Genomic DNA, 22,191 nt, shown 5'->3' with positions numbered 1-22,191 from the left:
CGCCTTTGAGGACCGCAGGCCGATCACTGGCTCATGATTTCCTTTTCCTTGGCCGCAGCTGCTTCGTCGATGGCCTTGATCGTATCATCGGTCATCTTCTGCACTTCGGTCTCAAGGCGCTTGCGCTCGTCCTCGCTGATTTCCTTCTTGTTCTCGTCGGTCTTCAGCGCATCATTGGCATCACGGCGAACGTTGCGGACGGCGATTTTTGCCTTTTCCGCATATTGCCCGGCAAGCTTGGCCAATTCCTTGCGACGTTCCTCGGTCAGATCAGGAATAGGCAGGCGCAATGTCTGGCCATCGGTAATCGGATTAAGGCCGAGACCTGCTGAACGGATCGCCTTTTCCACCGGCGTCACATTCGAACGATCCCAGACCTGCACCGAAAGCATGCGCGGTTCAGGCGCGCTTACCGTTGCTACCTGGTTGAGCGGCATATTCGATCCGTAAACCTCAACAACGATCGGGTCGAGTAAAGTCACATTGGCGCGACCTGTTCGCAGGCCCGACAGATCACCCTTAAGTGACTCGACAGCGCCTTTCATGCGGCGTTCGACATCAGCCTTGTCATATTGCGGCACGATTCAATTCCCTTCTTGCTGAACGACGGTGAAGGTGCCGCTTCCATCAAGCACCTTCAATATATTGCCCTGCTCGCGGATTGAAAAAACCACGATAGGAATGGAGTTATCGCGGCAAAGCGCAACCGCGCTTGCATCCATGACCTTCAGATTGTCTGAAAGGACACGGTCATAACTCAATGTTTCATAACGCTTTGCACTGGCAACTTTCTTGGGATCAGCGTCATATACGCCGTCAACCGAGGTTCCCTTGAGCAAGGCATCGCATTTCATTTCGGCTGCGCGCAGGGCAGCACCGCTATCGGTGGTGAAATAAGGCGCACCAACACCGGCCGCGAAAATCACAACCCTGCCCTTTTCCAGATGCCGTTCGGCACGGCGACGGATGACCGGTTCGCACACCTTGTCCATTTCGATCGCCGATTGCACGCGGGTCTGTACACCTAATTGCTCCAGCGCATTCTGCATCGCGAGTGCGTTCATCACCGTCGCGAGCATACCCATATAATCGGCTTGTGCCCGGTCCATTCCCTTGGCGGCGCCGGCCATTCCGCGGAAGATATTGCCGCCACCGATAACGAGGCAGATTTCAAGGCCTGCGTCCTTCGCTGCCTTCACTTCAGCAGCTACACGAGCCACGGTATCAGGATCGATGCCGAAGGACTGATCGCCCATCAGAACTTCGCCAGACAGTTTCAAAAGAACGCGGCGATAGCGGCCATTGGCCATAAAATCCTCTTTCCCCAACTGCAGATGCAATAATGGCGCCCTGCTATAAGAGCGGAGCGCCATATCGCCAAGGCCTTATCCCCGCATTGCAGGGATCGGCTTGAATTTTACGCGCCGACTGCGGCAGCCACTTCAGCTGCGAAGTCCGACACTTCCTTTTCAATGCCTTCGCCAAGCTGGTAACGAACATAATCCGCCAGCTTGATGTTCTTGCCAGCAGCCTTGGCCGCCTGTGCAACAACGTCAGCAATCGGGGTTTTGTTGTCCATGACGAACAGCTGCGAAAGAAGCGCGTTTTCCTTCGCGAACTTCTTCACTGCGCCTTCGACCATCTTTTCGACGATTTCGGCAGGCTTGCCGCTTTCGGCAGCTTTTTCGCGTGCGATGGCAGCTTCACGTTCCAGCGTATCCTTGTCGAGGCCCGATTCATCGAGTGCGAGCGGGAAAGCGGCTGCAATGTGCATCGCGAGCTGCTTGCCAAGCGCATCGAGCGTGTCAGCATCGGCATCGCTTTCAAGGGCGACCAGAACGCCGATGCCGCCCATTCCGGTGGCAGCTGCATTGTGGACGTAGGAAACGACACGACCCTGCGAAACCGAGACGCTCTTTGCGCGGCGGATCACCTGGTTTTCACCAATGGTTGCGATATTGTTGGTCAGGACTTCCTGCACCGTGCCGCCGTCGGGATGTGCAGCCGAGAGAATGGTGTCGGCGTCGTTAGCGCCAAGGCCCAGCGCAACGCCGGTGACCTTGCGGACGAAATCCTGGAACTGTTCGTTCTTGGCAACGAAGTCGGTCTGGCTGTTGATTTCAACGGCCGTACCCTTGGTGCCGTCAACGGCAACGCCAACAAGGCCTTCGGCCGCAGTGCGGCTCGACTTCTTGGCAGCAGTGGCAAGACCCTTGGCGCGCAGCAGGTCAACTGCGGCTTCCATGTCGCCATTGGTTTCTTCGAGCGCCTTCTTGGCGTCCATCATGCCGGCGCCTGAACGCTCGCGCAGTTCCTTGACGGCTGAAGCAGTTACTGCAGACATTTCTTGTCCTTTCGACTTGGTTTTGCAGGATCCTGCGGATCCAGAAAAATGCCATCCCCGACCTTGGTCGGGGATCCATGGACTGTGCCATCGGTTAAAACCGGAATGTCAGGCCGTGGATTCCCGCCAAAGCGGGAATGACACGAAGATTGTTACGCTTCCGGGGCAGCTTCTTCGCTGGCTTCGGCTGCGACTTCGACGACAGCTTCTTCAACCGGCGGCTCAACCATCGCACCGAGGTCTTCACCACGTGCAGCGGCTGCACCGGTGTTGCCCTTGGTCGCAGCAGCAGCGATCGATTCGCAGTACAGACGAATTGCGCGGGCAGCGTCGTCATTCGCCGGAACCGGGAATGCGATGCCATCAGGCGAAACGTTCGAATCGAGGATCGCGATGACGGGGATACCGAGAACGTTGGCTTCCTTGATTGCCAGCTCTTCCTTGTTGGCATCGATCACGAACATCACGTCCGGAATGCCACCCATGTCGCGAATTCCGCCGAGCGAAAGCTCAAGCTTGTCGCGCTCGCGGGTCATCTGCAGGATTTCCTTCTTGGTGAAACCCGAAGTTTCGCCCGAAAGCTGTTCCTCGAGGGTTTTCAGCTTCTTGATCGAGTTCGAAACGGTCTTCCAGTTGGTGAGCATGCCGCCCAGCCAGCGATGGTTGACGAAGTGCTGGCCCGAAGCGCGAGCTGCGTCAGCAATCGGACCCTGCGCCTGGCGCTTGGTGCCGACGAACAGAACCTTGCCGCCTGCCTGAACGGTTGCGGAGACGAAATCGAGAGCGCGTGCGAAGAGCGGAACGGTCTGCGACAGATCAAGAATGTGAACGCCGTTGCGTGCGCCGAAGATGTACGGCTTCATGCGCGGGTTCCAACGGTGGGTCTGGTGGCCGAAATGCGCTCCGGCCTCAAGCAATTGGTGCATGGTGACGACAGGTGCCGCCATAGTCTTTCTCCTTCCGGTTTAACCTCTGGAAGGCAAATACCCGACAAAGCCCTTGGGCGGCGTCAGGCACCGGTATGTGCGCCTTCCATGTGGAATGCGCGGGCCGTTAGCTGCAATGGCAAGATTCGTCAAGCCCAGTGCGCCTTTCGCTTTACAATGCCGATTAATACGCCATTCACATCGCTCAACCGAATAGACGAAAAAGCAACGTTTTTCATATGGATTGCAAGAAGAAGCAGTGGCCCGCTTATCGATTCCACTTTTACTCCTTTTGGCGAGCGCCCCTGCATTTGCCGATGATGGCCCACAAGGCAGTTCAGCAGCCTTACCCGAGAAAGTCTCGTTCCTGACCACATTTGGCGAAGAAAAATGTCCGGAAGCGTCCGACCCCGAGGAGATCGTTGTATGCGCGACGGCGCCCGAAGGCGATCGATACCGGATACCTAAAAACCTTCGCAAAGATGAGGAAGAGACCCAAGGCAGCCAATCTTGGACATCGGCTGTCGAGAGCCTTGACGACGAAGCCCGGCCGATGCGCCCCAATAGCTGTTCGGTTGTCGGCTCGGGCGGCTTTACCGGTTGCACGCAGGCTATGCTGCGCGAATGGTTCGCCGCCCGGCGCGGTAAGATCGCGGCCAGCCCTTAGCTTTTACTTGTCCGCATAGATCTGCACCAACCGGTGCAGATAATCACGCCCATCATAAACCGATTTCACCCGCAGACGCTCGTTCAACCCGTGTATGCCGCCACCATCGGATTCGAAAAAGATTCCGGGGATGCCATAGGTCGGGATGCCGATCAGTGCGGTCATGGTAGCATCTGTTGCGCCGGTCGCCATGGTAGGGATCAATGGCACGCCGGGGAACATCTCCCCTGCCAGCTTGATAGCCGGATCAAGAATGCGTTTATCAAGCGGCGGCGGGACCGCCATGGGACGATGCGGTTTGCGCAGTGTCACCTTTACGCGAGGATTGGCGATCGCCTTTTCGATAGCGGATTGCGTATCCTCGGTGCTCATCCCGGGAACAATACGGCAATTGACCACGCCTTTGGCCCGTTGTGGCAGTGCATTGGCAGCATGGCCAGCCTCCAGCATCGTTGCAACGCAGGTCGTCCGCAATGTGGAGTTCATTACCGGATCCATCGAAAGCAGCTTGCCCGCCTCGATATTGGTCTCATCGGCCAGCAGGTCGGCAATGGCCTTTTGTGCTGCAGCCGGTGCCACTGGTGAGAGCTGCTTCAGAAATGCGCGGGTCGTCTCATTCAACTGAACCGGGAAACCGAGATTTTTGACGGCAACAATGGCTTCCGCCAGATCATAGATCGCATTGTCGGGCCGAGGCACCGAGCTGTGCCCACCCGGATTGGTGGTTTCAAGGTCGAATGTGCGGGTCGCTTTCTCGCCCACCTGGATCGCAAGAAATTGGGGTTTGCCCTCTTTATCCAAGCGACCGCCGCCGCCCTCGTTCAAGGCAAATTCCGAAGACAGTGTTTCCGGCATGTTGCGGGCCAACCACTCCGCCCCATTCAAGGCTTCGGCATTGCTCTCTTCACCGCAAGTCGCGGCAAGCTTTATAGTCCTCTTGGGGCGATAGCCCGATTTCTTGAAGCGGATGAAACTGTCCACCCAGATAGCCGCCTGTACTTTGTCATCGGCCACGCCGCGGGCGTAAAAGAATCCATCTTCCTCTACCAACGTAAAGGGATCGCGCGTCCAGTCTTCACGGCGCGCCTCGACTACATCAATATGCGCGAGCAGCAGCATCGGCTTCAATGTTTTCGAGCTACCCTTGAACTCGGCAACAAGATTGCCCTCCTTCTCATATCCGGGAACGACAACCACCCTCGCCTCATCCTTGGTGAAGCCTGCATCCCACATCCGCTTGGCAAGCTGTTCTGCAGCGACGGTGCAATTTCCATTGGAGTATGCCGTGTTTGTGTTCACCAACTCCACAAATAGTTCACGAAATGCCGACTGGTCTGGACGCAGCGTTTGTGCGGACGCCCCGCTTGCCGCCAAAGCTGCAATTCCAGCTGCAATCGTCCACTTGGCCAATGCCATATAAATTCCCCCCGTTATCTGGTTTCGGCCATCAAGCTATCGAGCAGAACCAAATGTTACAACAGATGTTTTTTACGATTGACACAAAAGAACATATATAGAACATATAAGGAAATCCAAGTGATTCGGAGAGTTCAAATGTCGCTTCTCGTTGCCACCCTTTTCGCTTTTGCTTTCGCACTTTCACTCTATGCCATCCTGTTGACCGTGGCGCAGAAACAGCGTCGTATTGAGGAAGTTTTGGCGATGCGCGGAACGCCCATTGAACGTATCATCCGCTTGGGCGCTGTGCGCTATACCGGTCAGCGCGTGCGGTTGGTGGTCGTTAATGAGTTGGAGCAGCAGCCGGTACAACAGGCCTTCGCCTTCAAACAACTTCGCGCGGCCTGAACTCGATAATCAAATATAAAAAAGCGCGATCGCTCCATGTGGCGATCGCGCTTTTTTAATGCTTAAAACAAAAAAGGCGGAACTATTAGGTTCCGCCTTCGTTGTTTCGCAAATGCGTGAAACTTAGTTCACGGCATCCTTGAGCGCCTTGCCAGCCTTGAACTTGGGCTGGTTGGAGGCGGGGATCTTCATCTCTTCACCGGTGCGCGGGTTGCGACCGGTCGACGCCTTCCGCTTGGCAACAGCAAAAGTGCCGAAACCTACGAGGCGGACTTCGCCACCCTTTTTGAGAGCCTTGGTGATTGCGTCAAAGGTTGCTTCAACTGCTTTGCCTGCATCGGTTTTGCTAAGGCCGCTTGCATCTGCAACGGCTGCGACGAGATCATTTTTGTTCATAGTATCGGGATCCCCCTCTCAAATGAATATTATGGACCAATTCCGGGAAGGAATCGCGGCTGGGCCGGACCGGGAATAAGGAGCAGAAAGCAATATCTGTCAAAGGAAAAATCCGCAAAAAACCGCGACTTTTGGTGAATTAATGTATAATCTGTCGATAACTGCCTCGAAACAGCCAAAGTGGTACGAAAAACCGCCTCTCGGCAGGCATTTCCAGCCAGAAATGAAGAAGGACGCAACGTCATGTAACGTTACGTCCTTCTAGCTTAAAGACTGATCAGCTTAATGCGTAACCGGCGCCCCCGCAGCGCTGGCAGCTTGCGGTTGAAGCGCTGCGAGTTCATCCGCCTCAGTCCATTCAACTGGGCTCAGCGGGGATACCAGCGCCCGGGCCAATACCTGGTCGACATGTGTGACCGGAATGATCTCCAGCCCTTCCTTTATATTGGCCGGGATGTCGGCAAGATCCTTCTCATTCTCCTGCGGGATCAAAACGGTTTTGATACCACCGCGAAGGGCAGCCAGCAGCTTTTCCTTAAGCCCACCGATAGGCAGCACGCGACCACGCAGGGTAACCTCACCCGTCATCGCAACATCACGATGTACGGCAACACCAGTCAAGGTCGAGACTATCGCGGTAACCATTCCGATACCGGCCGAGGGGCCGTCCTTGGGCACCGCGCCTTCGGGCAAGTGGATATGCACATCCTTGCGGTTAAAGATCGATGGCTTGATTCCATAGCTGGGCGCGCGCGCTTTCACATAAGACAATGCCGCCTGGATCGATTCCGACATGACTTCGCCGAGCTTGCCTGTTGTCTTGATCTGGCCCTTACCAGGAACGGTGACGGCTTCGATGGTGAGCAGTTCACCACCAACCTCGGTCCAAGCAAGGCCTGTTACCGCGCCAATCTGGTTCTCGTCCTCGCCAATGCCATGACGATATTTGCGTACACCGGAAAACTCGGCCAGATTTTCAGGCGTTATCGAGACACTCTTGGTCTTGCCTTCAAGAATCCGGCGCAGCGCCTTGCGCGCAAGTTTCGCAATTTCGCGTTCCAGCGTACGCACGCCGGCTTCACGCGTGTAATAGCGGATCAGGTCACGCAAACCTTCGTCGCTGACCTCGAACTCGCCTTTGTTGAGGCCATGCGCCTTGATCTGCTTTTGCACCAAGTGGCGTTTGGCGATTTCCAGCTTTTCGTCCTCGGTGTAGCCCTCGAGCCGAATGATTTCCATGCGGTCAAGTAACGGCTGCGGCAGGTTCATGCTGTTCGCAGTGGTAACGAACATCACATCCGACAGATCAAGGTCGATTTCCAGATAATGGTCGTTGAACTTGTTGTTCTGTTCCGGATCAAGAACCTCGAGCAATGCCGAAGCCGGATCGCCCCGGAAATCCTGGCCAAGCTTGTCAATTTCATCGAGCAGGAACAACGGGTTCATCGTCCCAGCCTTGCGCAGGTTGGATGCGATCTTGCCCGGCATCGAGCCGATATAAGTACGGCGATGGCCGCGGATTTCAGCCTCGTCACGCACCCCGCCCAAGGATTGGCGGATGAATTCGCGGCCCGTCGCCTTGGCAATCGATTTGCCAAGCGAGGTTTTGCCAACACCCGGCGGACCGACGAGACACAGGATCGGCCCCTTCAGCTTGTTGGTACGCGCCTGGACGGCGAGATATTCAATGATGCGATCCTTGACCTTTTCGAGGGCAAAGTGATCGGAATCGAGAATTTCCTGCGCCTTGGCGATATCGCGCTTGAGCTTCGATTTCTTACCCCAAGGCACACCCAGCAGTGAATCGAGGTAATTGCGAACTACGGTTGCTTCGGCTGACATCGGGGCCATCCCGCGCAGCTTCTTCATTTCCGCCTGGGCCTTGGCCTTGGCTTCTTTTGACAGCTTCAGCGTATCGATCTTGGTTTGCAGCTCGGCAAGCTCATCGCCGCCTTCTTCGTCGCCATTGCCAAGCTCGCGCTGGATCGCCTTCAACTGCTCGTTCAGGTAATATTCGCGCTGCGATTTTTCCATCTGGCGCTTCACGCGGCCGCGGATCTTCTTTTCAACCTGCAGCACGCCCAACTCGCCCTCCATGAAGGCGAAGGCCATTTCAAGACGCTTCAGCGGATCGGCCTCGACGAGCAAAGCCTGTTTGTCCGAAACCTTGAGGTTGATATTGGCAGCAACGGCATCCGCAAGCTGCGCGGCATCCTCGATTTCTGCCAGTTGCACGGCGGTTTCAGACGGAATTTTCTTGTTGAGCTTCGAATATTGCTCAAACTGTTCAAGCACCGAACGCATCAATGCAGTTGCTTCGGGCCCTTCAACTGCGGAGGCATCAACAAGCTCAACCTCGGCTTCAGCATAGTCCGCGGTCCGCTGGTGGACACGCAGCAGGTTGGCCCGCTGCTTGCCCTCAACCAGCACCCGAACGGTTCCGTCGGGCAGCTTCAGCAGCTGCATCACCGTTGCCGAAACACCGACGGTGTACAGGTCATCAAAATCGGGATCATCCTCAGCCGGATCGAGCTGGGTGACGAGGAAAATTTCCTTGTCGCTCTCCATCGCCTTTTCGAGGGCGACGACGGATTTGTCGCGACCAACAAAAAGCGGCACAACCATGCCGGGAAACACCACGATGTCGCGCAAAGGCAAAAGGGGTAGAGATAGCGTCATATTCACTCCAACCGTGCCGATTGGCGGCACGAAAACTTGGCATCAATATGAGCGCGATTTTCTGCCATTCAACGGCATAGCGGTGAAATGGCACGAAAAGCTGGGGAAAAGCGCCTCAGAACGGCAGCTTGAAGCCCGGAGGCAGCGGCAATCCGCTGGTCATCTTGCCCATTTCGCTGTTGCTGGCGGCATCTGCTTTCTCGCGGGCATCGTTGAATGCCGCAACGACCAAATCCTCCAGCATTTGCTTATCGGCAGGAACAATCAGGCTGTCGTCGATCGACAACGAAATGATACGGCCTTTGGCACTCGCCCGCACCTTGACGAGACCGCCGCCAGATACGCCTTCTACTTCAATGGTATCGAGCTTTCCTTGCGCTTCTTCCATCTGCTTCTGGATGGTTTGCGCAGCTTCCTGCGCCGCTTTCATCATCTCTTCGATGCTTTTCATGCTCTAAGGCTCCGAACTTCTGCTTCGTGGGGAGAATGAATCGTCCGTCCGTCGACATGCACCTCGGCCTCCGGGAAGGCTGCAAGTGCCGCCTTTACGAGCGGCGATTCGAGAATTTCACTATCTTGTGCGGCGCGTGCCGCCTTTTCCTGCTCATACAGGCTGGGCTGAGCCTCTCCAGGCGTTTCGGCAAGTTCCCATCGAGTACCGGTCAAGCGGAACAGCGCATCGTTCAGGTCGGCAGCAAATCCTTGGTATACAGCACCGCCCAATTGGAATTCCAGTCTGGGCGGCGCATAGCGAACCAAGCGCAAGACATCATGGAGCGTGGCAGCCACATTGGGATGCCCCCCTTGGTCAAGCGCCTCAACCAGCGATTTGAAATCAGCAGGATAGCTAGACGCCATCGCCGGTGAAGACTGAGGTGCTTGTGGAGCGGGCGTCGGATTACTGGCTGCGGTCGGCACGGGTCCTTGCTGCAACATCCGGGCGAGTTCACCGGGATCGGGCATCGCAGCCCCATGCAATACACGCAACAACGCCATGTCGCAGCATTCGAGCGGCAGGCTGGCCTGACGCACTTCGTCATGCCCTTTCAGCAGCAATTGCCAAAACCGGTGAAGCATCGGGAAGGACAACCGCCCTGCCCACTCATCGATTTGCGCACGGGCTTCTTCCGGCAAAGCAGCCTCCGATGGGCTGCCGATCTTGGACAGCGTCACCAAATGCACTTCGCGCAGCAATCCGGCCAAGGTTGCAGCCGGCTCAACGCCCAGTTGATATTGGTTGCGCGCTTCATCCAATACTGCCTGCGCCTCGCCTTCGAGCAACAGGCCGAACAGACGCCGCACGGCCGCACGATCCGATAGACCCAGCATGGTGCGAACCTGTGCTGCCTCGACCCGAGCTTCGCTGCCGCTGTCGTCGGCTGCAAGGTCCGCATGGGCAATCGCCTGATCGAGGATCGACAGCCCGTCACGCACCGAACCTTCGGCTGCCTGCGCAACGAGGCGCAAGGCTTCGGCTTCGGCGTCCACACCCTCTTTCTTGCAGATTTCCGAAAAATGTTCGGCGAGCAATTCGGCAGGTATGCGCTTCAGGTCGAACCGTTGGCAGCGCGACAGCACTGTAATCGGAACCTTGTTCACTTCGGTCGTTGCGAACAGGAATTTCACGTGCGCTGGCGGCTCTTCAAGCGTTTTCAGCAACGCATTGAAGGCATTTTTCGACAGCATGTGAACTTCGTCGATAATGTAGATTTTGTAGCGTGCAGACACGGCTGCATAGCGGACCGCCTCGATAATCTCGCGGACATCGTCGACGCCGGTGTGGCTCGCCGCGTCCATCTCTATCACGTCGATATGCCGACCTTCGGCAATCGCGCGGCACGGTTCGCAAACACCGCAAGGATCGATGGTTGGGCCGCCCTGCCCGTCTGGGCCAATGCAGTTCAGCGCCTTCGCAATCAGTCGCGCGGTCGATGTCTTGCCGACCCCGCGCACGCCAGTCATCAGGAATGCATGTGCAAGGCGACCACGCTTGATTGCGTTGCCGAGTGTCTGCACCATCGTATCTTGGCCGATCAGTTCGGCAAAATTCTGCGGACGATATTTACGCGCCAACACGCGATAAGGTGATGCCGCCACCGCCTTCGGCATTTCTGGCAAGGCAAGTCCAAGCGCATCATCGGGCATATCCGGATCGCGACCGTCTAATGCGGGTTGTTCAAGTCCAGATGGCAGTGAATCGTCCATGATCAACCGATAGGCGCGCGCAGATATTTTGTCGAAGCTATTTCGCTGTCAATTGCGCGCCAACCGGCGGGCAAAATGCGCCTGGACGGCGCTGGTGACTGCACGCGCTACTTTTTGCTGACCTTCGGCCGACGACAGGAAATCCGCGTCATCGACATTGCTGATATACCCGGTCTCGAAAAGCACGGATGGCATATCCGGCGCTTTCAGAACGATGAAGGAAGCAAATTTGTGCGGCTTTTCGCGCAGAATCATTTTGGGCTGAGCTTCGCGGATCAGCAATTTTGCGAAACTGGCCGCAACACCCATCGTTTCGCGTTGAGTCAAATCGATCAATATGGAGGAGACTTCCTTATCCTCACCACCAAGATTAACGCCATTGATGATGTCGGCGCGGTTCTCGCGGGCTGCCAGGCGTTGCGCCTCGCGGTCTGAAGCTACTTCTGAAAGCGTGTAGACCGTCCCTCCCCTGGCCTCGGTGTTTTCGGCGGCATCGGCATGGATCGAGATAAAGAGACTGGCCTTCAGTTTGCGGGCGATTTCGTAACGATCCTGCAAAACCAGATATCGATCAACGTCGCGCGTCAGCGCTACCCGAACCCTGCCAGTTTCAACCAATTCAGCGCGGATGGCGCGCGCCAGCCCTAGCGTCACATCCTTTTCGCGGGTACCCGATACTGAATTGATCGCCCCTGGATCATGACCGCCATGCCCTGCATCGATTACGATCAAGGGCAGCCTCGCATCTGCAGGGCCGGCAATTTGCGGTAAGCCTCTCTGGTCCCCTTTTCCTATCTCCCCGGAAACCTGGTACCGGCTCTTGCGCGGTTCTGGCCGAAACCAGGCCAGAATCTGCGACAGGAATGATCCGGCAAAATTCTGGAATAGAGGGCTCGAAGCCATGGCGCCTGCTGATGACGGCGGCGTAATGGCAATCGATATCGCAATGAAAGCGCCGAACAACATGTGCATGACTTTTGCGCAAATTTGGACCTTGGGTCGAGGGAATTTTTCGATACCGCCACTTGCCCCTGCGTAAGCGGGGTGCTAGCAGTCATTCACGGTCTGTTATTCTTTACTGGATACGACCCCCAAGACGCCGAACCAACTGACTTTTCGGCATAAAACAGGTTGATGTTGCATGTGGCATGAAATTTCCCCTTCCACCGTCCCGAATGGGCCCGGTGCGTTGGCAGGAAATTACGCCCGCGCGAATTGCGCCCGCGGTGCCCTTGCAGCAGACACATTCGTACATTTCCCGGCCAGCTATGTTGCATTTGGGGCTTCCCCATTTGCGACCGGCGCCGGACATCTTTCAGCAAATATCGCCCCCCGCAGCTCGCTTGATGCAGAGCAATGGGAGGCGCGGAGAAATTATAATGAAAACGCGCATGCTAATCGACGCGCGCCACCGGGAGGAAACCCGCGTTGCCGTCGTAAAAGGGAACACGATTGAGGAATTCGACTTTGAGTCTGCAGAACATAAGCAACTCAAAGGCAATATTTATCTAGCCAAGGTCACCCGCGTAGAGCCGTCGCTGCAAGCGGCGTTCGTCGATTATGGTGGCAATCGGCACGGTTTCCTTGCCTTCAGCGAAATCCACCCGGATTATTACCAGATCCCGAAAGAGGATCGCGAACGCCTGCTGGCTGAAGAAGCCGCTGCGGCAGCCGAAGAAGCGAAACTGCGCGAGCAGGAAGAAGCTGAGGAAGACGAACCCTCAGGCATCATGCGCTCCGAAGCGCATGACGAAGAAGACCCCGATTTCATCGAAGTCGAAAGCGATGATCGCATCGACACCATCGACATCAGCGAGGGCGAAGAGCCTGACCTCGAAGCCAATGGTGATGAAAATACCGAGGACGATGGTGAGCGTGAAACCTCTTCGGATGAAGAAGAGGAAAACCGCAATGACCGCCGCGGTCGCCGTCGGCGTGGACGTGGTGGCAAGTCCAATGCTCCCAAAGCAAGCGATGAGATGCGCGCTAAGCGCCTCAACTTGCGCCGTCGCTACAAAATCCAGGACGTTATCCATCGGCGCCAGGTGCTCTTGGTCCAGGTCGTCAAGGAAGAACGGGGCAACAAGGGCGCTGCGCTGACCACCTATCTCAGCCTTGCAGGTCGTTATTGCGTGTTGATGCCCAACACCAGCCATGGTGGCGGGATCAGCCGAAAGATTTCAAGCGCGTCGGATCGCAAGCGTCTCAAATCCATCATTTCCGACCTTAAGCTTCCCTCGACGATGGGTTGCATCATCCGCACAGCTGGCCTTGCCCGCACCAAACCCGAAATCAAGCGCGACTTCGATTATCTCGCTCGTTTGTGGGACGAAATTCGTGAGCGCACGTTGAAGGGCAGCGCGCCGATGCTGATCCATTCGGATAGCGATCTCGTGAAGCGCGCTATCCGCGATATCTACAACAAGGATATCGACGACGTGCTCGTTGAAGGTGCCGAAGGATATAAGGCAGCCAAGGATTTCATGAAGCTGCTGATGCCCAGCCATGCGAAGCGGGTGCAGCATTATTCCGACCCGGTCTCGCTGTTCCAGCGCTATGGCGTCGAAGATCAGTTGAACGCGATGTACAACCCGGTCGTCCAGCTGAAATCAGGCGGTTACATCGTTATTAACCCTACTGAAGCGCTGGTTTCGATTGATATCAACTCGGGCCGTTCGACCAAGGAACATGGCATCGAGCAAACTGCGCTCAGTACGAACCTCGAAGCAGCCCGCGAAATTGCCCGCCAGTTGCGCTTGCGCGACATGGCAGGCCTGGTAGTCATCGACTTCATTGACATGGATCACCATTCGAACGCCCGCAAGGTTGAGCGGGCGATGAAGGAAGCGCTGAAGAACGACCGCGCGCGCATCCAGGTAGGCCGGATTTCCAGCTTTGGCCTGATGGAAATGAGCCGCCAACGCCTGCGTACCGGTGTGCTCGAAGCATCCACCCGTGTTTGCCCGCATTGCGAAGGTACTGGTCTCGTACGTACCGCATCATCTTCGGCACTTTCGGCCTTGCGCCTGATCGAAGAAGAAGCTGCGCGCGGCCATGGCAGCCAGATTTCGCTGCAAGCGAGCCAGGAAGCCACCATCTACATCCTAAACAACAAGCGCGCAGAGCTTGCCGAGATCGAAGACCGGTACCATGTTCGTGTCGAAGTTTTGCCCAATGGCGAAACCGAAGGCGCGAAGATGACAGTGACGGCAAGCGGTCCTCGCCCCGAGCGCCCGGCGATCCCGGAACCGATTGTCGACTTGGACGATGACGACGATTTCGAGGATGTAGAAGACGAAGCTGAAGTCGAAGAAGCCGAAGAGCGTTCGGAAGAAAATGCACGTGAAGACCGTAACGGACGCCGCAAGCGCCGTCGGCGTGGTCGCCGGGGCGGTCGCAATCGGGATCGTGAAGATCAAGGTTCGCCATCAGAAGAGAACGCAGAAAACGAAGCTGCAGAAACAAGCTCAGAAGCTGCTGCCGGCGACGATGAAGCTGCTACTGATGCCGAACCGGCTCGCAAACCCCGTCGTGCACGTGGTAGTCGCCGCAAAACGGCTGAAACCGACGCTCCGGCAGAGGCCGAGACAGCGACCGAAAGCGAGCCTGTTATAGCAGCCGAAGCCGAACAGACTGAAGCCGCACCTGCAAAGCCCAAGCGCGCGAGCCGCAAGGCTAAAACCGCAGAGGTCGAAGTCGCTGCCGAAATCGTGGAGCCGGCCGAAGCACCCGCAGAGGAAAAGCCAAAGTCCCGTCGCAAACCCAAAGCGAAAGCGGACGATGCCGCTGAAAGCGCGGACGAAGTAGCGCCAGCTCCGGCAAAAAAGCCGCGCCGCAGCAGCAAAAAAACCGAAACCCAAGAAGATGCAAGCACCGACGCGGGGGATGAAGACCCGTCAGGCGACGGTCCACGTCGCGGATGGTGGCAACGCACTTTTGGCTAAGTTACCAATCCTGACCCGATCGATCATGCAGACCGATCGGGTCGGGCTGGTTCCGGCTTCATCACCCATTCATTTGGATCGATGCATCGCATGAGCATGTTTCAGGGTGAGCAATTTTTTAAATTCCTGTCTAAAATGGCAGCGGCATTGGCTGCATTCACACTTTGCATCCAGCCAGCGCATGCCCAATCGATATTGCGCGATGCCGAAACCGAAGCCTTTTTCGATGAAATCTCCGAACCGCTGATACGCGCTTCAGGCCTAAATCCGTCAAATGTCGATATCGTCCTGATCAACGACAAATCGATCAACGCGTTCGTCGCGGGCGGCCAAACGGTTTATCTTCACAGCGGACTGATACATGCCGCATCCACCGCAAATGAGGTCCAGGGTGTCATCGCGCACGAACTTGGTCATATCGAGGGTGGCCATGTCATCCGCTACAGTGAAGGGTTGGAAAAAGCTGGCTCGATCTCCATCGCGAGCCTGATACTCGCTGCAGCCGCCATCGCCGCTGGTGCCGGAGAAGCCGGGATGGGAATCATGGCTGCAGGCCAACAGGCAGCGCTGGGCAAATTCCTTGCCTTCAGCCGCGTTCAGGAAAGCGTCGCCGATGCATCAGGCGCGCGCTACCTCTCGGCGGCGGGCATCTCAGGTCGTGGTTCTATCAACTTCTTCAAGAAGCTGCAAAATTACGAATTCCGTCTCGGTATCCCCCAGGTTGACAGTTATGACCGCACCCACCCGCTTTCGGGCGAACGCATTACGGTGCTGGAAGACACTTACAAGGCCGATCCAGCGTGGAACGCACCCCTGAACCCCAAATGGGAAGCGGATTTCAAGCGCGTGAAGGCGAAGCTGCAAGGCTATATCGCCGATCCGAATGCAACACTGCGCGACTATCCCGAAACCGACAAATCCATAGCAGGGCATTACGCCCGCGCTTACGCGTGGCACAAAGCCGCCTATCCAGAAAAAGCGATGGCGGAGGCGAACAGCCTCGTCGCGAAGAATCCCAACGACCCCTATTTCCTAGAATTGCATGGGCAGATCCTGCTTGAATCGGGAAAGCCAGATGAAGCCCTGGCGTCGCTGCGTAAGGCGGTCGACATAACCGGAAACCAGCCACTGATCGCGGCGGTTTTTGGGCATGCGTTAATCGCAACGGAGGACAAAGCCAATCTGGCGGAGGCTGAGCGAGTTCTGAAAGCTGCAGTGGCGAAGGACAACAATAATCCGTTCGCATGGTACCAGCTTGGCGTTGTCTATCAGGCGTTGGGTGACGAGCCGCGTGCGGCGCTCGCCAGTGCAGAACGCTATTTGATGGAGGGCGCTCCGCAGCTTGCCCTGCCCAATGCCGCAACAGCCATGGCAGGGTTACCCGAATATTCGCAAGACTGGATCAGGGCGCAGGATGTGAAATTGGTGGCCGAAGCCCAGGTGCAGAAACTGGAAAAGCGAAAGCGCTAACGGGGTTAATCCTCTGGCCCGAAACTGACAAACACGCTACGCCGCAAAAATGGATCAGTCACAGACAAACGCCCGCCTTCCCCTGATATTTGCCTTAATCGCCGCCTTGATGCTGCTAGGCGCGGGATTATATTTCTTTACGGACAAGGAAGAGGTCGAACGCGGAGACAAAGCAGCCTATGCTGCTGCCGATGCTGAAAAAGCGATTTCTGCGGCGGGCATCAGCAAGACAGAGCGTGCCGCAACCGAAGCCATCGTTCGCGCCTATATTCTCGAAAATCCGGAAATCATCACCGAAGCCGTTGAAATCCTCCAAAAGCGGGAAATGGCCAAGCGGATGGGTTCGGCAGGCAACGCGTTGACCACGCCATTCCCGGGAGCGGTCGGTGGCAATCCCAAAGGCAGCATCACAGTGGTCGAATTCACCGACTATAACTGCGGCTTCTGTCGTTCCAGCGTGGCCGATCTCAACCGTTTGATGGCAAGCGAAAAGGACGTTCGCATCGTCTATCGCGAATTGCCGATCCTTTCGCCCACCAGCCGCGACGCTGCCCGCTGGGCCTTGGCTGCGGCCAAGCAGGGTAAGCACAAGGCATTCCATGATGCCATGTTTGCTGCGGGTCCTGCCAATGAGCAGACCATTACTGCAGCCGCACGCCGTGCCGGACTCGACATGGCGCGTGCCGCCAAGGATGCGGCATCGGAGGAAGTGAATGCGGAGATTGAACGTAATCTTTCGATGATGCAGCAAATCGGCTTTTCAGGCACTCCCACCTTCATCATCGGCGATCAAATGCTCGAAGGTGCCTTGGGTTATGATGCGCTGAAGGCGGCGGTGGACCGGGCGCGCAAAAAGGGCTGATTCAGCCCTTTTTACCTTGCGCCACCACATACCATTCGACTGAACCCTTGCGACTTGCCGGCGGCTTTGCATGCTTCACGGTAGCGAAATTTGATTTGAGCAGATTGAGCAATTCAGGGTCGGTTCCGCCGGCAAAAACCTTTGCGACAAAATCACCACCCGGCTGCAGCATCTCAACGGCAAAATGCGCCGCAGCCTCCACGAGCCCCATAGTGCGCAGGTGATCGGTTTGTTTGTGACCGACGGTGTTGGCCGCCATGTCTGAGATGACAAGGTCAGGCGCTTGCCCTAGCGCCTCCACCAGCAAGTCAGGGGCTCGATCGTCCATGAAATCCATTTCGAACAGCGTCACGCCCTCGATGGGATCCACCGGGAGGAGATCGATGCCGGAAATCTTCGCCTTTGGCAGCCTGCGTCGAACGACCTGCGCCCAGCCACCAGGCGCAATGCCAAGGTCGATAACGGCCTTCTTGCCTTTTAGGAAATGGAATTTCTCGTCCAGTTCGACCAGCTTATACGCCGCTCGGCTGCGATAGCCCTCGCTCTGCGCGCGCTTTACATAAGGATCGTTGAGTTGCCGTTCGAGCCAGCGCGCCGATTGCGGACTGCGCCGCTTGGCGGTTTTGACCCTTTCCTTGCCAGTTGTGCTTCGGCCAGAGCGATTGCCGCCAAAAGTGAATTTCGTCATGCGGGGCGCTTGCCGCGACGCTTCGCGTCGCTTGCCATCAATGCGCGTAATATGCCTTCGCGGATACCTCGATCGGCAACACCCAAGCGCTCGCCCGGCCAGATATCGAAGATGGTTTCCAATATCGCACAACCAGCCACAACGAGATCGGAACGCTCATGCCCGATCGTCGGGAACTTTGCCCGGCCAGAAGGCGGCAGCGCAGCCAATGTCTGGCTGATTTCGCGCATGGCGGAGGTTGGCAGGTGCAGTCCATCGATCTGCTTGCGATCGTAGGATTGCAGTTTCAGATACACGCTGGCCAGTGTTGTCACAGTACCCGAAGTACCGAGTAGGCGGTGATCCCCCTGCCCGACTGGTAAGCGCGCTGCAAATTCGGCGAAGGCATTGCTGACCTTGGTCCGCATCCGGTGATAGGCGTCGGCCAGCGCGGCATCATCTTCACCGTCCAGGGGCTCGCTCTCGGTCAGGGAGACGACGCCCCAGGGAACACTCGCCCAATCGAGGATTTCGGGGACAATTCCGTCGGTCGATACCAGCACCAGCTCGGTCGATCCGCCACCAATATCGAAAATCAGCGCAGGCCCCTCGCCGGGCTCGAGCAGCGCGTGGCAGCCCATAACCGCCAGCCGCGCTTCTTCTTTTGGGCTGATGACATCGAGCATGATGCCGGTTTCCTGCTTCACCCGCTCGATGAACTGGGTGCCATTCAACGCCTGCCGGCATGCTTCGGTGGCGACCGATCGTGCCAACACGACATTGCGGCGCTTCAGCTTGTCGGCGCAAACCGAGAGTGCCTCGATCGCGCGGTCCATTGCCTCTTCGCTCATCTTGCCGGTCGAAGCCAAACCTTCGCCGAGCCGGACCACACGCGAAAAAGCATCAACTACCGTAAACCCGTCATTGGAAGCGCGAGCAATCAACAAACGGCAATTGTTGGTACCAAGATCGAGCGCAGCATAAGCCGTGCGCCCAAGCCAGCCGCCACGACCGGATTGGTCACCAAATCGGTTTTCGTGCGAAAATTTGGGAGCCTGCTTCGCGTTGTTTTCCCGCGAGGCTCCTCCTCCTGTAGCCGCATCGGCGGACTTTCGACGGTTTGGGCCCTTTTTCCGGGCACCTTTGCCCCGTCCGCCTTTTTGCGGCGATGGTGCGATTGGATCGCCCATGGCCGAATCTTCTCTTATCTTTTATCCGATAGCGGGAAATGCCGCCCGGTACTTGAGGACCGAGCTATACCGAAGCGACGGTTTTTTCAAGAGAATAGGCAAAAGCCCTCAAAAAAGCGGCTGTCACCTGATTGACAGCAGGCCCGCTCCGGCCTAATGGCGCACCCCACATTCCCCGGTCGTCTAACGGTAAGACTACGGACTCTGACTCCGTCTATTGAGGTTCGAATCCTTACCGGGGAACCATTTCCCAAATTACTGAGCGGTTTCACTCGCCCCGTCATAGCGGATTTCGAGGAAGCGTTCGCGTGTCGCCAGCTTGTCGAGTTCGCCCCTGGCAATCTGCCCGGTCATGGTTTCGATCTCGCGGTCGATCCGCTTCAATCCATCGACCAGTTGCTGTTCAGGGGTCTTACCGCCATTGTCCTGCCGCCGCAGCGTTTCCGGGATACGCCGATAGCCGTTGATCAGTTCGGGCAGATGTTCTCCCACCAACTTGCGCACCTCACGCGATGCCGGGTCGGTTTCCGCCAGTGTCTGAAGCTGCGGGGCGAGAGCATCCAGCCGCAAGCCGATATTCTGCACCACCGGGATCGCTGGTGCAGGCAGAGCAGCGCGCTGCGCCTCAAGCCAGATTTCGGTTTTTCCGGCCAATGTTGCAAGATCGGTTTGCCGCAGCGTCTCCACGGTCGGCATCGGCATTTCGGGATAGCGCATCAGCGCGTAAATAGCTGCAGCACCAAGAGCGCCGGTAATCATCACTCCCCAGAAACCGATGCCATCGATGATAGCGCCGATGATTCCGGCCCCGATCAGCAAGGCACCGACCGCGATTCCTGCTCGTGCCAGTTTTCCATAGAAATGGGCCCGGCGAAGCGCGCGGGACTTCATTCCGATAGGCGGCCCCATCCGCACACGCTTTAGTGAGCGTCGCGCGCCATCAAGTATTTCATCGGATTGCGAGGCCGGACTTGCCAATTCTTACGCCTCCAATGCGCTTAAAAGGTTGGTTTCCGGCGCACTGGCCTTGGCTTGCGCCTGGCCCTCGGCGCGGGCGATATAACCCTTGGACTTCTCGACTTCTTTCTCAAGCGCCTCGGAGGTTTGCTTCATGCTCTCAAGCGCCTTGACCTTGAACGTATCGATCGCATCCATCGTATCATAGATATTCTGGAATGCGCGGCTGAGCGTTTCGAGCGGAATAGTAGAGGCAGATGCCTGCTCATGAATGGCTGCAGTGTTTTCGCGCAGCAATTTGCCGGTGCTGTCGATGATGTTCGCTGTGGTGGTGTTGAGCGCGGAGATCTGGCCCAAAACCAGCCGCTGGTTGGTCATCGCCTGCGCCACCGTAACCGCCGTGCGCAGCGCGCCTACGGTGGTTGTTGACGCACGGTCGACACCCTTCACCAGCTCAATATTGTTCTTCTTGACCAGGTCCATCGCCAGATAGCCCTGCACCGTGACCGCCATCTGGGTCAGCAGGTCCTGATGGCGCTGGCGGACGTAAAACAGCGCGGTTTCGCGAATTGCCTTTGCCTTGGCAGGGTCTGAAAGCTCAAGTTCCGCAGCCTTTTCTTCCAGCCTTCCGTCAAGCTGCTTGGAGATGAGGATCATCTGCTCCAGCTTGCCCATCGCCTTCCAAAGGTTTTGCCGCTCGACGTCGATAGCGGCATTGTCCATCAGCAACTCGTCCTTGCCGTTGGCAAGGCGGCCAAGAATCGAGCTGATATGTCCCTGCGCGCTTTGGTAGCTGTCGAAATAGTTGCGCAGCTTGTTGCCCCAAGGGATGATGCCAAACAGCTTCTGCTTGGTCGTCAGGTTGCCGCGCTTAGAAGGGTCAAGATCCTCAACCGTCCGTCGCAGTTCAGCAAGGTCTGCGCCTACACCGCTGGTTTCGTCCATCTGGCGGATTGGGCGATCGAGAAAGCGGTTGGATTGCCCTGCCGCTTCCATGATTTCCTTGCGGCCCATATTGGTCAACTGGTCGACGCGCTTGCCAAATTCAGGACTGTTCACATCCTGCGCAAGCAGGTCAGCGATATAGCCCTCCACCTTTTCGGCAAGCTTGCTTTTCACCTCATCTTCCACCGGTACCAGCCCGACAGCCTTCTCGGCCGCAATGGGCGGCACAGGATCGGGCGGGGTTAGCTTCAGTTCCGTCTCGGTAGCGGTGAGTGTTTCGGTCGATGCATTGGTCGACATGGGGGTCGATCCTCCTCAAGCGGTAATATTATGGAATAAATGGAACGCAGTTAGAACGATTTCAAGCGAATCCGGTCGAAGGTGTGTTATTTTTTTAATACAGTCTGCTTTCGATCACTTGAGCGCCTTTTCGACGAGCGGTGAAAGGCCATCGACGACCTTCGCCACACCTTCGGCGTTGGGATGGATATTGTCGGGCAACATCAGCTTGGGATCTGCGACCACTCCATCGAGGAAAAAGGGATAAAGCGGCGCGCCATATTGCTTCGCCAATTTGGGGAAAATGGGGTTGAAGGCATTGGCATAATCCGCCCCCAGATTTGGCGCAGCGAGCATGCCAGTAAGCACCACATCAATGTCGCGCTTCTTCAATTCTTCAAGCATTGCCGTTAGATTGGCCTCGGTTTCCTTGGGCTGGATACCGCGCAGCATATCGTTGCCGCCCAGTCCCAACACGACCAAATCGGGCTTCTTCTCCAGATTATCGAGGACAAATGTCAGCCGCTGTTTTCCTGCACCGGTGGTATCCCCCGACACACCGGCATTATGCACACGCGCATTAATCCCTGCCTTTTGAAGTGCATCCTGGAGTTGTGGGGCAAGGCCTTCATTTGGCGCAAGTCGATACCCCGCATAAAGGCTGTCGCCGAAAGCGACGACGAGCTTGTCATATTGCGCGGCTTCGGCCTTTACCGTCGCAGTTTGGGCCGTTTCTTCCTTTGGCGCAGTTACAGGTGAAGACCCGCATCCAGACAGGGCTTGGACAAGCAGTAAAGCCACACCATATAAGGCAAAATTCGTCTTCATAAGGAACTCTCCTTGTCCACCACGCA

General features: G+C 56.7%; 19 protein-coding genes, 1 tRNA gene and 1 pseudogene. 6 read left to right on the top strand and 15 right to left on the bottom strand.

The features are described 5' to 3' along the window. Positions 1 to 23 precede the first annotated feature (23 nt). The 4 genes from frr to rpsB form a co-directional block, all read right to left on the bottom strand. Positions 24 to 581 carry a ribosome recycling factor gene (frr, locus tag ACFSAG_RS01595; protein ID WP_374615262.1) on the bottom strand — a complete coding sequence of 186 codons (558 nt, stop codon included), beginning with the start codon at positions 579 to 581 and terminating at the stop codon, positions 24 to 26. Between the two features lie 3 nt (positions 582 to 584). Next, positions 585 to 1,310, bottom strand: a complete 726-nt coding sequence (pyrH, locus tag ACFSAG_RS01590) for a UMP kinase (protein ID WP_381510841.1) — start codon at positions 1,308 to 1,310, stop codon at positions 585 to 587. Positions 1,311 to 1,417: 107 nt separating this feature from the next. Further along, positions 1,418 to 2,344 (bottom strand): translation elongation factor Ts, encoded by a 927-nt coding sequence (gene tsf / locus ACFSAG_RS01585; RefSeq protein ID WP_374615264.1) that lies wholly within the window; start codon positions 2,342 to 2,344, stop codon positions 1,418 to 1,420. Between the two features lie 152 nt (positions 2,345 to 2,496). Then, positions 2,497 to 3,291, bottom strand: coding sequence for a 30S ribosomal protein S2 (gene rpsB, locus ACFSAG_RS01580; RefSeq protein ID WP_374615265.1), 795 nt, complete (start codon positions 3,289 to 3,291; stop codon positions 2,497 to 2,499). Positions 3,292 to 3,562: 271 nt separating this feature from the next. On the opposite strand from rpsB, the gene ACFSAG_RS01575 reads away from it, so the two are divergent. Beyond that, complete coding sequence (locus ACFSAG_RS01575) at positions 3,563 to 3,937, top strand: hypothetical protein (RefSeq protein WP_381510838.1); 375 nt, start codon at positions 3,563 to 3,565, stop codon at positions 3,935 to 3,937. Positions 3,938 to 3,940: 3 nt separating this feature from the next. Here the strand turns inward: ACFSAG_RS01575 and ACFSAG_RS01570 are convergent, their stop codons facing one another. Then, positions 3,941 to 5,353 (bottom strand): M20/M25/M40 family metallo-hydrolase, encoded by a 1,413-nt coding sequence (locus ACFSAG_RS01570; protein ID WP_381510836.1) that lies wholly within the window; start codon positions 5,351 to 5,353, stop codon positions 3,941 to 3,943. Between the two features lie 138 nt (positions 5,354 to 5,491). Between ACFSAG_RS01570 and ACFSAG_RS01565 the strand changes: the two genes are divergently transcribed. Beyond that, a complete protein-coding gene (locus ACFSAG_RS01565; protein WP_381510834.1) occupies positions 5,492 to 5,743 on the top strand; it encodes a hypothetical protein in 252 nt (83 codons plus the stop codon). A 123-nt stretch (positions 5,744 to 5,866) separates the two neighbouring features. Here the strand turns inward: ACFSAG_RS01565 and ACFSAG_RS01560 are convergent, their stop codons facing one another. The 5 genes and pseudogenes from ACFSAG_RS01560 to ACFSAG_RS01540 all read right to left on the bottom strand — a co-directional run. Beyond that, positions 5,867 to 6,139, bottom strand: a complete 273-nt coding sequence (locus tag ACFSAG_RS01560; protein ID WP_115548669.1) for an HU family DNA-binding protein — start codon at positions 6,137 to 6,139, stop codon at positions 5,867 to 5,869. A gap of 282 nt (positions 6,140 to 6,421) precedes the next feature. Continuing rightward, the gene (gene lon / locus ACFSAG_RS01555) at positions 6,422 to 8,818 is read right to left on the bottom strand and encodes an endopeptidase La (protein ID WP_374614758.1); all 2,397 of its coding nucleotides are present in this window, start codon (positions 8,816 to 8,818) and stop codon (positions 6,422 to 6,424) included. Positions 8,819 to 8,933: 115 nt separating this feature from the next. After that, positions 8,934 to 9,269, bottom strand: a complete 336-nt coding sequence (locus ACFSAG_RS01550) for a YbaB/EbfC family nucleoid-associated protein (RefSeq protein WP_381510831.1) — start codon at positions 9,267 to 9,269, stop codon at positions 8,934 to 8,936. Next, positions 9,266 to 10,963 (bottom strand): DNA polymerase III subunit gamma/tau, encoded by a 1,698-nt coding sequence (locus ACFSAG_RS01545; RefSeq protein ID WP_381511255.1) that lies wholly within the window; start codon positions 10,961 to 10,963, stop codon positions 9,266 to 9,268. The genes ACFSAG_RS01550 and ACFSAG_RS01545 overlap by 4 nt, the downstream gene beginning before the upstream one ends. A 108-nt stretch (positions 10,964 to 11,071) precedes the next feature. Next, positions 11,072 to 11,794 (bottom strand): annotated as a pseudogene (locus tag ACFSAG_RS01540) (N-acetylmuramoyl-L-alanine amidase family protein); the annotation flags it as partial. Positions 11,795 to 12,402: 608 nt separating this feature from the next. Between ACFSAG_RS01540 and ACFSAG_RS01535 the strand changes: the two are divergent. From ACFSAG_RS01535 to ACFSAG_RS01525, 3 genes are all read left to right on the top strand, one after another. Then, entirely contained in the window at positions 12,403 to 14,967 is a 2,565-nt protein-coding gene (locus ACFSAG_RS01535; protein WP_381510829.1) for an Rne/Rng family ribonuclease, read from the top strand. Positions 14,968 to 15,102: 135 nt separating this feature from the next. After that, positions 15,103 to 16,437, top strand: coding sequence for a M48 family metalloprotease (locus ACFSAG_RS01530; RefSeq protein WP_381510828.1), 1,335 nt, complete (start codon positions 15,103 to 15,105; stop codon positions 16,435 to 16,437). Positions 16,438 to 16,486: 49 nt separating this feature from the next. Further along, on the top strand, positions 16,487 to 17,299 hold the full coding sequence (locus ACFSAG_RS01525; protein WP_381510826.1) for a DsbA family protein: 813 nt from the start codon (positions 16,487 to 16,489) through the stop codon (positions 17,297 to 17,299). Position 17,300: 1 nt separating this feature from the next. On the opposite strand, the gene ACFSAG_RS01520 is transcribed toward ACFSAG_RS01525, so the two are convergent. Both ACFSAG_RS01520 and ACFSAG_RS01515 read right to left on the bottom strand, forming a co-directional pair. Further along, positions 17,301 to 17,987 (bottom strand): RlmE family RNA methyltransferase, encoded by a 687-nt coding sequence (locus ACFSAG_RS01520; protein ID WP_381510824.1) that lies wholly within the window; start codon positions 17,985 to 17,987, stop codon positions 17,301 to 17,303. Next, positions 17,984 to 19,156: a Ppx/GppA phosphatase family protein gene (locus ACFSAG_RS01515; RefSeq protein WP_374614751.1), complete on the bottom strand. Its 1,173-nt coding sequence runs from the start codon at positions 19,154 to 19,156 to the stop codon at positions 17,984 to 17,986. Before ACFSAG_RS01515 ends, ACFSAG_RS01520 begins: the two co-directional genes overlap by 4 nt. Positions 19,157 to 19,328: 172 nt before the next feature. Between ACFSAG_RS01515 and ACFSAG_RS01510 the strand changes: the two genes are divergently transcribed. Then, positions 19,329 to 19,402 (top strand) — tRNA-Gln (locus ACFSAG_RS01510). 9 nt (positions 19,403 to 19,411) lie between these two features. Here ACFSAG_RS01510 and ACFSAG_RS01505 read toward each other — a convergent pair. From ACFSAG_RS01505 to ACFSAG_RS01495, 3 genes are all read right to left on the bottom strand, one after another. Then, the gene (locus tag ACFSAG_RS01505) at positions 19,412 to 20,065 is read right to left on the bottom strand and encodes a hypothetical protein (protein ID WP_381510820.1); all 654 of its coding nucleotides are present in this window, start codon (positions 20,063 to 20,065) and stop codon (positions 19,412 to 19,414) included. A gap of 72 nt (positions 20,066 to 20,137) precedes the next feature. Next, the gene (locus tag ACFSAG_RS01500; protein WP_381510819.1) at positions 20,138 to 21,358 is read right to left on the bottom strand and encodes a toxic anion resistance protein; all 1,221 of its coding nucleotides are present in this window, start codon (positions 21,356 to 21,358) and stop codon (positions 20,138 to 20,140) included. Positions 21,359 to 21,472: 114 nt separating this feature from the next. Further along, positions 21,473 to 22,165, bottom strand: coding sequence for an arylesterase (locus ACFSAG_RS01495; RefSeq protein WP_374614748.1), 693 nt, complete (start codon positions 22,163 to 22,165; stop codon positions 21,473 to 21,475). Between the last annotated feature and the right edge of the window lie 26 nt (positions 22,166 to 22,191).

The sequence above is a fragment of the Sphingorhabdus buctiana genome (genome assembly GCF_042680825.1).
Classification (GTDB): domain Bacteria; phylum Pseudomonadota; class Alphaproteobacteria; order Sphingomonadales; family Sphingomonadaceae; genus Sphingorhabdus_B; species Sphingorhabdus_B buctiana.
This window is presented reverse-complemented; position numbering and strand designations above follow the sequence as displayed.